This window comes from Pseudomonas sp. KK4, from assembly GCF_001984065.1.
Lineage (GTDB): Bacteria > Pseudomonadota > Gammaproteobacteria > Pseudomonadales > Pseudomonadaceae > Aquipseudomonas.
Map to the genome: position 1 here is coordinate 1 of NZ_LYVP01000129.1, position 13,628 is coordinate 13,628.

The following is a 13,628-nucleotide window of genomic DNA, read 5'->3' on the forward strand; positions in this document are numbered from 1 at the left end:
CAATAGTGACTGCCACGGCGCATTCGCGAGCAAGCCCGCTCCCACATTTCGTTTTGTGCACGACACAACAAAACATCAGATTTATGCATTTAACATCACCATTTAATGTTTATTTTTTATAATTAACTTATAACTAATCGGACTTTTACAGCGCCCACTTATACAAATATCGTTAAAACCATCACCGACCCCAGACCAGGCGGAGGGCATCGTTTTCATAAAAAACATCAACGCCAACGCCGCATCCGGGGCTCACCATGCACAACCATTTCCGCTCAAACCGTCTGACGCTCGCCATCTCACTGGCGATCCTTGGCTTGTCGGCTCATGCCGAAGACACCACCAGCAATGGTGCCCTCCCCGTCGTGACCGTCACCGCCGAACACCACAGCGAAGACCTGCAAAAAACCCCGCTGGCGATTTCCGCCTTCGACGAAAAAGCCCTGGAAGACAAGCAGATCAAAAGCATTCGCGACCTCTCGGGGCAGGTGCCGAACCTGACCCTCAGTCGCCAGTCGATTTCCTATAGCGCGCAGACCTACGGGATTCGTGGCATCGGCGAGACCGACCCGATCCAGGAATCCGCCGTCGCGGTGTATGCCGATGACCTGTACATCCCGCGAGCGATTTCCTCGATGCTCGACTTCAACGATGTCGAGCGCGTCGAAGTGCTGCGCGGTCCGCAAGGCACGCTGTACGGGCGCAACAGCAGCGCCGGGGCGATCCGTGTGATCACCCGCGATCCAACCCAGCAAACCCGTGGCTTCTTCGAACTCGGTGCCGGCGACTACAACGCGCAGAACGGTCGCCTGCTGATCAGCGGGCCTTTGGTGGACAACGCGTTGTTCGGCAGTTTTTCGGCCATTCGCCTGACCCGCGACGGCACCGTCTCCGACCCGACTCGCGGCTCGGACGTGAACAACATCGACATCCAGTCCTACCGAGGCAAATTGCGCTATGCCCCCGACGATTCGCCGTGGGATGTGCAGTTGACCCTGGCCGGCACGTTCGACCGTGGCGACACCACCAGCTACACGCCGTTCGATGCCAACGGCCGCTTCGACAAGTTCAAGAGCTACAGCAGCCTCAACCCGAAAAACCGCCTCGATCAGGGCAGCTCGGTGCTGCGTGCGATCTATAACATCGACGACCACCTGAACTTCAAATCGGTGACCGCCTATTCGGCGTTTCATCAACCGGTGAACTACGACAACTCGGGTCAGGCGGCGCTGATCCAGAACAACCTGATCCTGTACAAGCAGGACTACGTCACCCAGGAGCTGCAACTGAACGGCGATTACGACGATTTCAGCTTCAGCACCGGCCTGTACCTGTACCACGAGACCTTCGACGCCGACCGCGACAACCTCACCTACTCCGTCGCGCGCAACCGGGTGATCGGCCAGGGCCAGTACAGCACCACCGAAACCGAGAGCTATGCCTTGTATGGCCAGGGCAGCTACAAGGTCACGGACAAACTGTCGCTGATCGCCGGGCTGCGCTTTACCCGCGAGCACAAGAATTTCGACTACACCAACTACGCCATCACCACCACCCGGCAGATTACCGGGACCAATTTCAGCGCCGACTCCAGCAAGTCGTGGCAGTCCACCAGCCCGAAAGTCGGCTTCGAATACGCCTGGACCCCGCACCTCAATCAGTACGGCTATGTGGCCAAGGGCTTCAAGGCCGGCGGTTACGACAACCGCGCGCCGACCCAGGCAGCAGCGGAACAGGCGTTCTCCCCGGAGGATGTGACCACCTGGGAAACCGGCTTCAAGGGTGACTTCTTCGACAGCCGCCTGCGGGCCAACCTCGCGCTGTTCTACAACGACTACGACGATTTGCAGACCAACGCCTACGATCCGGCACTGGGCGTGAGCCTGCGCACCAACGTCGGCCAGGCCCACACCTATGGCGTGGAACTGGAAACCCTCACCGCGCTGACCCGCGACCTGCAACTGACCGCCAACGTCGGCTACCTGCAAAGCCAGTACGACGACTTTGAAAACGCGGCCGGCGCCGGGGTCGATGCCAACGGCAAGCAACTGGTGTTCTCGCCGAAATGGAACGCCAGTGTCGGCCTCAACTACACCATCCCGGCCGGTTTGCCCGGCACCTGGCTGGCAGGCACCGACGCGCAGTTCCAGACCAAGTCCTACGCCAACGCGCTGAACGACGACATCCAGGAAATCCCCAAGCAGACCTTCTGGAACGCCAACACCCGCTACATCTCCGGCGACGGGCACTGGACCACCACCCTGGCGGTGAAAAACCTGCTTGATCGCGCCTACCCGCAATCGGTCGGCTACGTGCCCTCCAGCGGCGCCCGCTACTACTCGGTCAACGATCCGCGAACCGTCCTGCTAAGCGTGCGCTACGACCTCTGATTCACCCCAGCGCCGTCTAAGCTAATGCCTGAATATTATTTATAAATTGCTTTTTAGAACCATATGCTCAAGCCAACACATCCATCTACTGACCCATTTGCGAGCGTGTCATGTCCAAGCCCATCCCGAACCGCCCACTGCTGACCAGTCTGATCGTAGCCTTGGCCCTGTCCTACGCACTGCCCTCTCAGGCCCGGGAGACGCTGCGCATCGGTTACCAGAAGTCATCGACCCTGATCACCTTGCTCAAGACCCAAGGCACCCTGGACAAAACCCTGGCGCAACAGAACATCGACGTCACCTGGCACGAGTTCGCCAGTGGCCTGCCGCTGCTCGAAGCGCTGAATGTCGGCAACGTCGATATCAGCGCCGACGTAGCGGACACCGTGCCGATTTTCGCCCAGGCCGCACAGGCCAAGCTGACTTACTTTGCGCAAGAAGCACCGTCGCCATCGGCGCAGGCCATCATCGTTCGCCAGGATTCGCCGCTGCAGCAGTTGTCAGACTTGAAAGGCAAGAAAGTCGCGGTCACCAAAGCGGCCGGCGCCCACTACTTGCTGATCGCCGCGCTGAAAAAAGCCGGGCTGGAGTTTTCGGACATTCAACCGGCCTATCTGTCGCCTGCCGATGGCCGGGCAGCCTTTGAGAACAACAAGGTCGACGCCTGGGTCACCTGGGAACCCTTCCTTACCAGCGCGCAACGCCAATTGCCGACCCGTACCCTGGCCGACGGTAACGGCCTTGCCAGTTACAAGCGCTACTACCTGACCAGCACCAGCTACGCCAAGGCCCACCCCGAGGTGCTCAAGGTCGTTTATGCGCAACTGGCGAAAACCGGTGACTGGATCAAACACAACCCCCGTGACGCGGCCGGGATTCTGAGCCCGCTGTGGGGCAACCTGGGCGTTGAAACCGTCGAGATCGCCAACACCCACCGCAGCTATCAGGTACAACCGGTGGACATCGAACAGTTGGGCGAACAGCAAAAAATCGCCGATGCGTTCTTCGCTGCCGGCCTGTTGCCCAGGGCGGTGGATGCGAAGGAAGTGGGTATCTGGAGGCCGAAGGATCTGGCGGGTGCACTTGGCGCAAGCAATTAAGCGCTGTAATTAGTTACACCATGTACTAACTGATATTTCCCCACCTGGATTTATCCAGCGGCTCGATACCACTAGAGTGCGTCCATCACGCGGCTTGCAGCAGGCCATCATCGCCCTGCGAACAAGCCGCTTGAACCTTAGAGGACACGCCAATGAGCACGCCAATCCGCGTAGATTTCATCTCCGACATCGTCTGCCCCTGGTGCGCCATCGGCCTGGGTGCCCTGGAGCAGGCCATCGACCGCCTGGCCGATGAAGTCGCGGTGGACATCAACTTCGAGCCGTTCGAGCTGAACCCGGACATGCCTCCCAGCGGGCAGAACGCGGTCGAACACATCATGCAGAAATACGGCAGCACCGCTGCAGACATCGCTCGGGGCCAGCACAGTATTCGTACGGGCGGCGACAGCGTCGGGTTTCGCTTCGACTTCCAGAAGAGAACCCACTTCTACAACAGCTTCGATGCCCATCGCCTGATGATCTGGGCGGCTGCCCTGGGCCGGCAGCTTCCCCTTGCCCGCGCACTGTTCAGCGCTTATTTCACCGATGGCCAGGACATCAGCCGCCACGAAACCCTGGTCAGCATCGCAAGCGCCGCGGGCTTGCCCGAAGACCAGGCGCGGGAGGTGCTGGGTTCCAATCGTTACGCCAACGAAGTGCGCGACCGTGAGTACTTTTTCACCTCCCGCGGTGTTCACTCCGTGCCTTGTGTCGTGCTTAACGGCCGGCAGATCATCACCGGGGCGCAATCGGCGGATTACTACGAGCAGGCCCTTCGCCAAATCATCGCTTGATCTCTGCTTTTTCGGTCGCCGCAGATCTCCACCTTTCGCTGCGGTGACCTTTTTATCCGGGCGCAACGCCCCACCGATTCAGTCGATTTTTATTTTTTGACATTCGCCTAAAGGATGATGGCACATTGCCGAAAACCCTTTAAGGTTTCGTCCGACCGGCCGAAATCTTGCCGCCGCATCCACATGACTGAATCTGACCACGGCGTCTGAACCGCGCCTCGGAGCCACATCGACTCGACAGCGCCGAGCATGGATAGAAGACGCCTGGATTGACCACCCCCATCAAAAGGACATTGATATGCCGCTTCCCCTCATCCTCGGTGCAGCCGCACTGGTTAGCGCCGCCTATGGCGCCAAGAAAGGCTACGACGGCTATCAGAAACACTCGGAAGCTGACGAGATCGTCAACGGCGCCAAGGCGCGCTACGAAAAGCAGAAGACCACCTTCGATAAACAGGAAACCGCGACCACCTCGGCCCTGAATATCCTTGGCGAAAAAGAGCTGCAAATCGGCAAGACCTTCGGTGACTTCACCACGTTGGCCGAGAAGCTGCTGGAGCAACTCAATGCCGGTCGCCAGAACAAGCTGGAAATCAACATCCCCAAACACAAACTGCAGACCATCGCCAACTACAGCTACACCGCCATCGGTGTGCTGGGCTCGGCGGCGGGTGCCGGTGCTGCCGGTGCTGCGGCCGGGTTCGCCGTTTACGGTGGTGTGATGGCGCTGGGCGCTGCTTCCACGGGCACGGCGATCTCTTCGCTGGCGGGCGTGGCCGCGACCAACGCGACCCTGGCAGCCATTGGCGGCGGGTCGTTGGCTACCGGTGGTCTGGGCATGGCCGGCGGTACGGCGATCCTCGGTGCCGCGGTGGCAGGTCCGGTACTGGCAATTGCCGGCTGGGCCTATGACAGCCATGGCGAAGAGGCGCTCAAGAACGCTCGCAAGGTTGACCGCGAAGTGGACCAGGCCATCGACAAACTGGTGAAGGCCGTCAAGCAACTCGACGAAACCGAGAACTATGCCCACTCGATCTGGACCACACTGATCGCGCTGTTCGATCAGTTCAACCAGTACTACGACGCCCTCAAAGGCATCAACAGCGTCCTGGAAGATGCCAAAAGCCGCAATGCCGACGGCAAGGCCGAGCTGGCCCGTTTCAGTGACTCGATCATGCAGACCGTCGGCAACGGGTTTGCCCTGGCCTCGATCATGGTCAGCGTGATCACCACGCCGATCTTCAAAGTCAAAAAGGCCAATGGCGAAGTGGTCAAGGACGCCGACGGCGTGCCAGTGATGGAAACCGATGCCGTCGGCTCGATGATCCTCAACAGCAGCAAGCTGGACGAAGTGCTGAGCCAGGCAGACGCCGAAGCCGGGAAATACAAACCGGCCTGATGCGCTCGAGGGAGGCTCAAAACGCCTCCCTTTTCTCACTTCCCTCCTATTTTCATGGACATCATCATGCACGCCGCAGCGCAGGACTTTCCGTGGGCCGAAGAGCTCGAGAAAACCGTGGTCACCAGCCTTGTCACCAGTTTTGGACTGGATTTTCTGCTGTTCAAGGACAAGCTCGGGGGCGAGGTCAACACCGTTCACAATGTTCGCGAAGGCATCTGGGCCACAGAGGATGAAAAGCGTCGTTTCGAGCAACGCGGGGCCTACGATTCCACGCCCTATCACCAGCACGAAAATTACATCGCCACCGGTCAGCAGGACAAAGTGCGTCACCAGGACGGCCAGCTGGACGACCCGTACCGCAACGTTGTCATGGGTTTTGCCGAGTCGCGCAACCTCGACCATGTGATCAGTGCCAAGGAAATCCACGACGACGCCGGGCGGGTCCTGGCCGGCCTGGACGGCGTGACGCTGGCCAACCAGAGCAGCAACCTGCAATCGACACTGGAGACGGTCAACAAATCGAAGAAGCAAGCGTCCATCGATGACTACCTGAGCAAGCTGCCCAACCTGATCAGTCAACACGAATCGACCCTGGCCAAGGATCGCGAACGCTTCAAGGCCATGCCGCGCAACACGCCACAAGAGCAACACAAGGCCCGTGAACTGGAAGACCGAATTCGCAAGAGCGAAGACAAGATCAAGGCACTCAAAGCCATCAACCCCGACGAGATGCGCAAGCGTGATGCGGCTGCGCGTGAACCTTACAATCAGCAGATCAACCAGTCGTACTACACCAGCAGCAAGTTCTTGAAGCAGACCGCTGCGGCATCGGGCATGGCCGGGCTGAACATGGGCACCCGGCAGATGCTCGGCCTGGTGATGGCTGAAGTCTGGTTCGAACTGCGCGAGCGCCTGCCGCAGATGTTTGCCAAGATCAAACACAACTTCAGCCTCGAAGCTTTCATCGACAGCATCAACCAGACACTCAAGAACATTTGGGTGCGGGTGCAGGCGCGCTTCACTGACTTTCTGATCGCCTTCAAGGACGGGGTCTTCGCCGGTGTCCTGGGCAGCCTCACCACCACCGTGTTCAATATCCTGGCAACCACCCAGACCATGGCGATCAAGATCATCCGCGAAATCTGGAGCCAACTGGTCCAGGCCATCAAGCTGATCTTCTTCAACCCTGAGCAACTGGCGTTCGTTGACCTTTGCAAAGCCGTGGTCTCGTTGCTGTCCGTCGGCGCCGCCACGGTGGTGGGCTCGGTGGCTTACGCGCAACTGCTGCCGCTGTGCAACTTCCCGTTCGGCAGTGAACTGGCCGCATTCGCCAGTGCGCTGGTCACCGGCGTCGTCACCCTGGGCCTGAGCTACTTCATGCTGCACAGCGGCGTGGCCAGGAAGGTCTGGGCATTCATCGAAGCCCGTCCGCCCTATGCCGCCACGCTCAAGGAGTTCCAGGCCATCAACGTCGAGCTGGACCGCTACCTCGCCGAGCTGAGCCAGTTGGAATTCAACCTGGACGCCGATGAGTTGGCCGAGTTCTCCCGTGACCTGATGTTCTGCAGCGATGAAATGCAACGCAGCGTGGTGCTGCAGCAGGAACTGACCAAACGCAACATCGAACTGCCCTACGAACTGGGCAATGCCGACAGTACCCGCAGCTGGCTGGCGTCGCTGGTCTAGGGATGAATACCTTTCCCTGTACCCAGTGCGGCCTGTGTTGCCAGAACGTACACCTGGCCGAGCAAACCCGATTCCTCGACCGGGGCGACGGGACGTGCAGGCATTACAGTGAAAGCAGCAAAGGTTGTGCGATCTACGCCGAGCGGCCCGACATCTGTCGGGTCGATCGGCAATACGAACTCAATTACGCCGGACAATACGGTTGGGATGAATTCGTGGCGCTGAACCTGCAGGTGTGCAACGTGCTGGCCGAGCAGGAGCAGGCGCCGGAGGTGGTTCGCTGGGTGAACGAGACCGGCAGTTAGACCGCAACACATCATTTACCGACATCAAGGAAGCGGCATGCATCGCGATCAATACCTGGGCAAGACTTCGAACGCCAACGCCGGCCACGTGGTGCGCGACTTCGTGGTCTGGCTGGCGGCCAATCTGCGTCACCCCACGCTGTTTGCCCATCAATACACGGATCGTCGCACCGGTGATCAATGGCAATTTTCCGGACTTGAAGATGCCTGCGTGCAATATCACTGGAAGCACAAAGGTGCACTGGGCAGCCCGGCGGGCACCAGCCTGAGCAGCAACGATGCGGCGCTGACAGCGTTGGGCAAGGCGCTGCAAGACGGCATCGGTAAAGCGGACGATGTCGAGGCGCTGGCTGCATCGTCTGGGGTCATGAAATGGGGCGGTGTGTCGGCCGGCAATGTGCGTTGGCTGACCATCAACAGCAACGGCCTGGCCGCGCTGCTGAAGTCGACGGCGGCGGCGTTTGCTTCGGGCAACTTGGCTGAGCCGATTTTGTTGAACGCCAACCTGCGGTTCAACGCCGGCATGACCAAGGTCTATTCGCTGCTGGTGCAGGACTTCATCATCTACGACAGCCGCGTGGCGGCGGCGTTGGGCTGGATCGTGGTGAAGTATTGCGAGGCCATGAAGCTGACGCAGGTGCCGGCTGAGTTGGCCTTTGCGTGGGCGCCGGCGAAGGAGGCGCCAGGGGCCAAGTCGCCTAAAAACCGCAATCCCGGGCGTGATGACTTTTTCTTCCCGCGCCTGACCAATGCCGTGCAACACGCGGAGTGGAACCTCAAGGCCAGTTGGATTCTCGCCGAAGCGCTGACGTTGGCAGGCGCCGAAAACTTCGCCGGCTTCACGTCGGTCGCGCCTTTGCGTCGACTGGAGTCTGCCTTGTTCATGATCGGTTATGACCTGCCGCAAAACGGCGGCTGTGTGGCGCAGGTTGAGACGCGCCGCGAGCCCTCCACGGTCGTCACCCACGACATGATCGAATGCTTTACCGCGGTGAAGCGCAATCAGTTTTTCTACCGCATCGACAAGGGCGGCATCCTGATGGGCAAAGGCCGCCGCCATTCCATCGAAGAGATCAACACAGTGCTGACCACCTTGTGGAAAGCCTTCGACAGCAAGCCCTTCCCGCTGGCCAACAGCGCCACCAAGGTTCGCGACGGTCAGGAGCGTTTCGGCATCGGCATGGCCTATTACGCCGCGACCCACAACAAGGGCAACCCGCCGGACAGCAGCGCCCTGGCAGCGGTCCTGCAGGACCTCGGCGCGCTGAGCTACACGCCCGGCGGGAAGGACAACTGGTCGATCAACACGAGTGAATTGAGCATTGCAGCCGACGGTGACACGATCGACATCAGCACGTTGATCGATCGGGAAATCGAACTGCGCGACATGCTATAAACCTCAGTCTGTACCCCCTCGGAGCGTGCCGTCGCGCGCTCCGCTTCCCCCTCTTGCCAAAGGAGTCCGCCATGTCAGCCAGGTAAAATTTTCTGGAGATTGATATGGCACGTACCTACCGTCGGCGTGGCTGCCGATACGATTTCGCCTTTGTGTTCTGGGACCTTGATCTCGAACAGTTGACGATGACCGCCCCTGCCGTGCGCAAACGCCTGGCGCGCTTTCACAGCGACAGCTTCGCCAGCCTGCGCGAACCGCCCCCCAAAGGTTTTCGCACACCCATCGACCGTGCTCGACGCGCTCGAAACCGCGTGCGGGTAGCGCGTTGGCTTAAGTATCAGGACTTCGAATTGCTGTGCTGCGACCGCCGCCGCTGTCCATCGTGGTTGCCGATGTGAGTCATCTGTAAGCTTTTCAGGCACATGTTCGTCGCAGGGGCGCTGATTGAGGAAAAACCCCTGAACCAGTGCCCTTCCATGTGCGCGAATTGTTTACCTGTATAAGTCTACATTCTATACGTGTCGTAATTAGCTACATATCCTGAGCCTGTCTTTCGAACCATTGAAATCGATAAAGGGATGTAGCTATGACAACGTCGGATGTTGTGTCGACAGGGGCTTTGCTGGTGATGGTGCTGGTGGTTCTGGTGCTGTTGATCCAGTACCTGAAATTGCAGGATATCTGGCAGATCATCGTCGACTGCAAGGCGGCCAAGCGCTGGGCCAAAATCCGCGAAATGGAAAACCGCGAACTGCGCTCGGCCCTTCGCGCTGAAAAGCAGCAGGTTGATGAACTTCAGAAAAAAATCGAACGGCTGCGAGAGGCGATTCCAAGCCGATGATCGCGGTGATCCTTGTTCACCGCAAATCCCGGGTCGGCCTTGAGCGCTAGAACGGCACACTCAGTTTCAGCCAATAGGCATTACCGTCCGGGCGGTTGCGCACCTGGGTTTCGTTTTGCCATTTTGCGGTGAGGAACCAGCCGTCGTTGCTCTGGTACTTGATGGAAGGACCAATGGCCAGGCTGCGACCTTTGTTGTCCTCTACCCGCTCGCCGTCCTGGCGGTCGTCGGTGGTTTGCCAATAGGTATAGCCACCTACGCCAAGCACCCAGCCGTTGCCCATGCCCCAACCTACCGAATAGTCCATGTGCAGGGCCTGGCCAGAACGGTAGTTTGTCGCGGGGTTTTCAAAGTTGAAGTCGTACATGGTCTTGACGTCGACGTTCAGGCCGTTCGGGTCCACGTACGCCAGTGCGACCACGGGCTGCAACACCCAGTAGTTGCGGCCGGTGTTGGCCAGGTCATCGCGATCGTAGCGGCCAGTGGGCGCGATGGTATCGACGGCGAAGATCGCGTGCATTTTGTCGCTGTAGTGATAGCCCAGCGCGGGCGCGAAGATCACGTCGCCCAAGCCGCTTTTGTTTTGCGATTGGCCATTGACGCTGACGTTGACGTCCACCAGCGGGGCAATCACATGGAACCCGAGTTGGCCCCCGAGTATTTGCTGGTCCGTGACCCAGATAAAGCGGGCGGCGATGCAATCGGCCCGCAGGTCGAAATCCATGGGCAGCTTGCGGCCATCATTGCCCCGGAAGCTGTCGGCCTCGTAATGGCTGACAAACACCTGGCCATACATGCCCGGAGGCGGCATCGCGCCCGCCATGTAGGTTTCCGCGCCCAGGGGATAGGACGACCCGCCTCCTTCACTGGCGTTCGCCAGAGAGGTCAATGCCATGCAAGTCATACCGGTGATAGTGAACAATGATTGTCGATTCATGTTTTAAGCCTTCTTATTATTTTTACCTGGACGCACGGCTGAGTTCCCGAGACGGGTTACGGGGCTTGCACTTCTGGGAAACTTCGACAGTTTTATAGAGCCATCAAACGAAAATGTCACCCATGCAAACAAGCGTATCGAGGTCATAAAACACTGCCTGCGCTTGCGCAACGGCTGTCATGAACCGGTGTTGTGAATTTATAAAAGTCTAAAATCAACAGATCAAAACCAATGATATCAACCAGTTATAAATCACTCTTAACTTGAAAAAACTCGCCGACTAATGCGCGACCTATTCAATCGTTCGCAATTTTAGAACCTTGCGTACAAACAACCCACATAACTAACGTCGTCATTAATTCACGAACAGGAAAATTCAAGAAAACAATAAGCCTGAATAAAAGTTGATCGTCCAAAACCCTGGACGCTACGTTCTGCACAACAGTCTTGTGACAACAGATTCCACGCGTCAGCCTCAAGGCGTATTCAGCAGCCATCAAGGTCAATAACAATGAATCAATTAACTTGCCTGCCGCAGGATTCGGTGTTGTGGGGCACAAACATCCTGGCGGACGCCGTGACCGGTTTTGGCGAGCATGGCATCGAGCGCCCGATTACGTTCACGGTGGCGCCGCTCAACCATTTGAATGAAACCGCGCTGCAACCGCACATCCGGCAGGGTGTGGGCGTGTTCACCGATCTGCCCGCCCACGTGCCGGATGTCGCGGTCCAGGAAGGCCTGCAGGCGTGCATTCGCCTGGGCGCCAAATCGATCATTGCCCTGGGTGGCGGATCGGTGCTCGATGCGGCCAAGGCGGTGTCTTACCTGCACTTCCAGCGAACCGGGCATTTCCTGCCCATCGCGGCGCTGCCCACCACCCTGTCCGGCTCCGAGTTTTCGCACTACTTCGGCATCACCGAAACCACAGGACGGGTGAAATTCAAACGCAGCTACGCCATCCGTGAAACCACGCCAAAAGTGGTGGTGCTCGACCCCGTGCTGCTGCTCGACACGCCCCGTTCGCTGTTGCTGTCCTCGGCGATCAAGGGCATGGATCACGCGGTGGAAGGCATGCGCAAGGTCCGCGTCGACCACCCGCACGCGATCATGTCGGCCAGCGGTTTGCAGCGCTTCTTCACCGTCCTCGAACGCTGGCCTGAGACGCTCGAAACCCGCCGCGCCATCGACCACGGTCTGGTCACGCCCTACGACCTGCTGCAACTGCAATTGGCGGCGTGGCAATGCTACTTCTCACCGGCGTCGGTGATTTACGGGCTCAGCCACCGCATCGGCCACATCCTGGGCGGCACCTTCGGCCTGCCCCACAGCATGACCTCATGTATCACGCTGGCGCCGGTGATCCGTGCCTGCGCCGACTACTACGGGGCAAAGCTGGATATTTTTGCGCCAGGACCCGACGGCCTGGCCGCCGAGCGACTGGCCGAGCGCATCGCCAACCTGGTGCTCAGCCTCGGCCTGCCGAACCGCATCGGCCACTTCGACCTCGACAAATCGCAACTGGGCAAGATCGCCGAGTTGCTCAAGGCCAATTACCCGAAAGAAGTCGACGACCTGGGCGGTGATGCGGCGGCCAAACTAGGCCAGTTGCTGGAGCGGCTGTGGTGATCCCGCGCATGGCAGGGCTGCGCGACACCCGGCAGGCACTGCTGGACGGACACTTCAGCGCCACGGCGTTGACCGAGCTTGCATTGAGCATCGCCCAGGCCGGCCAGGCGACCGTGAATGCGTTTGCCAGCATTGCCCGGGATTCGGCACTGGCCGCGGCGGCGGACAGCGATCGACGCTACGCCGCCGGCACCGCGCGGCCATTGGAAGGCCTGCCGATCGGGGTCAAGGATTTGATCGATACCCAGGGCCTGGAAACCCGCTACGGCTCGCCCGCCTACCGCGGTCATGTGCCGTCGGCCAACGCGCGGGTGGTGCAGACGCTGGTCGAGCAAGGCGCGATCATCATCGGCAAGACCACCACCCACGAATTCGCCTGGGGCGTCACCACCGCCAGCCGTGAGTTCGGCGATACCCTCAACCCACTTGACACCCGGCGCATTCCCGGCGGGTCGAGCGGCGGCGCGGCGGCGGCGATTGCCAGCGGTGCCGTCGCTGCGGGCCTGGGCACTGACACCGGTGGTTCGGTGCGCATCCCCGCGGCAATGTGCGGGGTAACCGGGTTCAAGCCGACCTATGGCAGGTTCCCGAGCCAGGGCATTTTTGCCCTGGCGCCGAGCCTGGATCATCCGGGTTTGCTCGGTGCCGGCGTGTCCGATGTGAGGGTGTTGGCCGAGGCGTTGGGCATCACATCGCTCGACACCGCCCCCGCCGTGACGCCGCGCTTCGGGGTGATTCGTCAGGTCGATCCGGTGCCGATGAGCGACGATGTGGCGCAAGCGTTCGAGCAGGCAGTGCACCATGTCGGTCAGGCCTTTGGGTGCGACAGGATCGACACCAGGGGCCTGTTCGACGGAGCGTTTCAGGCATTCGCCCAGATTGTCCTGACCGAAGGCGGCGTGACGCACTTTTCCCGCCATGACTGGGACTTCATCAGCCGCCACTATGGCGCGGAAACGATCGAGCGGCTCGAGCGGGCCCGATCGGTGGTAATGAGCGACTACGCCAACGCGCAGGCCGTGCGCCGACAACTGGGCGCAAAGCTTGAACGGGCCATGATCGGGGTCGACTACCTGCTGCTGCCGACCTGCCCGTGCAGCGCGCCATTGGCGGGTCAATCCAGCCTGGCCATCGGTGACTGGAGCGGTAC

12 protein-coding genes are annotated in these 13,628 nt (G+C 59.8%); 11 read left to right on the forward strand and 1 reads right to left on the reverse strand.

Annotated features, from left to right (window positions below; genetic code table 11):
- Positions 1–257 precede the first annotated feature (257 nt).
- The 9 genes from B0W55_RS25585 to B0W55_RS25625 all read left to right on the forward strand — a co-directional run bounded on the left by B0W55_RS25585 (position 258) and on the right by B0W55_RS25625 (position 9,914).
- The gene (locus B0W55_RS25585; protein WP_077048700.1) at positions 258–2,390 is read left to right on the forward strand and encodes a TonB-dependent receptor; all 2,133 of its coding nucleotides are present in this window, start codon (positions 258–260) and stop codon (positions 2,388–2,390) included.
- Positions 2,391–2,500: 110 nt separating this feature from the next.
- Complete coding sequence (locus B0W55_RS25590; RefSeq protein ID WP_077048701.1) at positions 2,501–3,490, forward strand: aliphatic sulfonate ABC transporter substrate-binding protein; 990 nt, start codon at positions 2,501–2,503, stop codon at positions 3,488–3,490.
- Positions 3,491–3,642: 152 nt separating this feature from the next.
- Positions 3,643–4,284, forward strand: coding sequence for a DsbA family oxidoreductase (locus B0W55_RS25595; protein WP_077048702.1), 642 nt, complete (start codon positions 3,643–3,645; stop codon positions 4,282–4,284).
- Between the two features lie 298 nt (positions 4,285–4,582).
- On the forward strand, positions 4,583–5,683 hold the full coding sequence (locus B0W55_RS25600) for a chemotaxis protein (protein ID WP_077048703.1): 1,101 nt from the start codon (positions 4,583–4,585) through the stop codon (positions 5,681–5,683).
- A 66-nt stretch (positions 5,684–5,749) separates the two neighbouring features.
- Complete coding sequence (locus B0W55_RS25605; RefSeq protein ID WP_077048704.1) at positions 5,750–7,372, forward strand: hypothetical protein; 1,623 nt, start codon at positions 5,750–5,752, stop codon at positions 7,370–7,372.
- A gap of 2 nt (positions 7,373–7,374) precedes the next feature.
- A complete protein-coding gene (locus tag B0W55_RS25610; protein ID WP_077048705.1) occupies positions 7,375–7,677 on the forward strand; it encodes a YkgJ family cysteine cluster protein in 303 nt (100 codons plus the stop codon).
- A gap of 37 nt (positions 7,678–7,714) precedes the next feature.
- Positions 7,715–9,073, forward strand: coding sequence for a hypothetical protein (locus tag B0W55_RS30895; RefSeq protein WP_077048706.1), 1,359 nt, complete (start codon positions 7,715–7,717; stop codon positions 9,071–9,073).
- A gap of 104 nt (positions 9,074–9,177) precedes the next feature.
- Complete coding sequence (locus B0W55_RS25620) at positions 9,178–9,471, forward strand: hypothetical protein (protein ID WP_077048707.1); 294 nt, start codon at positions 9,178–9,180, stop codon at positions 9,469–9,471.
- A gap of 188 nt (positions 9,472–9,659) precedes the next feature.
- A complete protein-coding gene (locus B0W55_RS25625; RefSeq protein WP_077048708.1) occupies positions 9,660–9,914 on the forward strand; it encodes a hypothetical protein in 255 nt (84 codons plus the stop codon).
- Between the two features lie 46 nt (positions 9,915–9,960).
- On the opposite strand, the gene B0W55_RS25630 is transcribed toward B0W55_RS25625, so the two are convergent.
- Positions 9,961–10,818, reverse strand: coding sequence for a transporter (locus B0W55_RS25630; RefSeq protein ID WP_371807298.1), 858 nt, complete (start codon positions 10,816–10,818; stop codon positions 9,961–9,963).
- Positions 10,819–11,362: 544 nt separating this feature from the next.
- Between B0W55_RS25630 and B0W55_RS25635 the strand changes: the two genes are divergently transcribed.
- Together B0W55_RS25635 and B0W55_RS25640 are read left to right on the forward strand one after the other, a co-directional pair.
- Complete coding sequence (locus B0W55_RS25635; protein ID WP_077048710.1) at positions 11,363–12,478, forward strand: iron-containing alcohol dehydrogenase; 1,116 nt, start codon at positions 11,363–11,365, stop codon at positions 12,476–12,478.
- 8 nt (positions 12,479–12,486) lie between these two features.
- On the forward strand, positions 12,487–13,628 hold a 1,142-nt coding region (locus tag B0W55_RS25640), incomplete at its 3' end, for an amidase (RefSeq protein ID WP_077048711.1).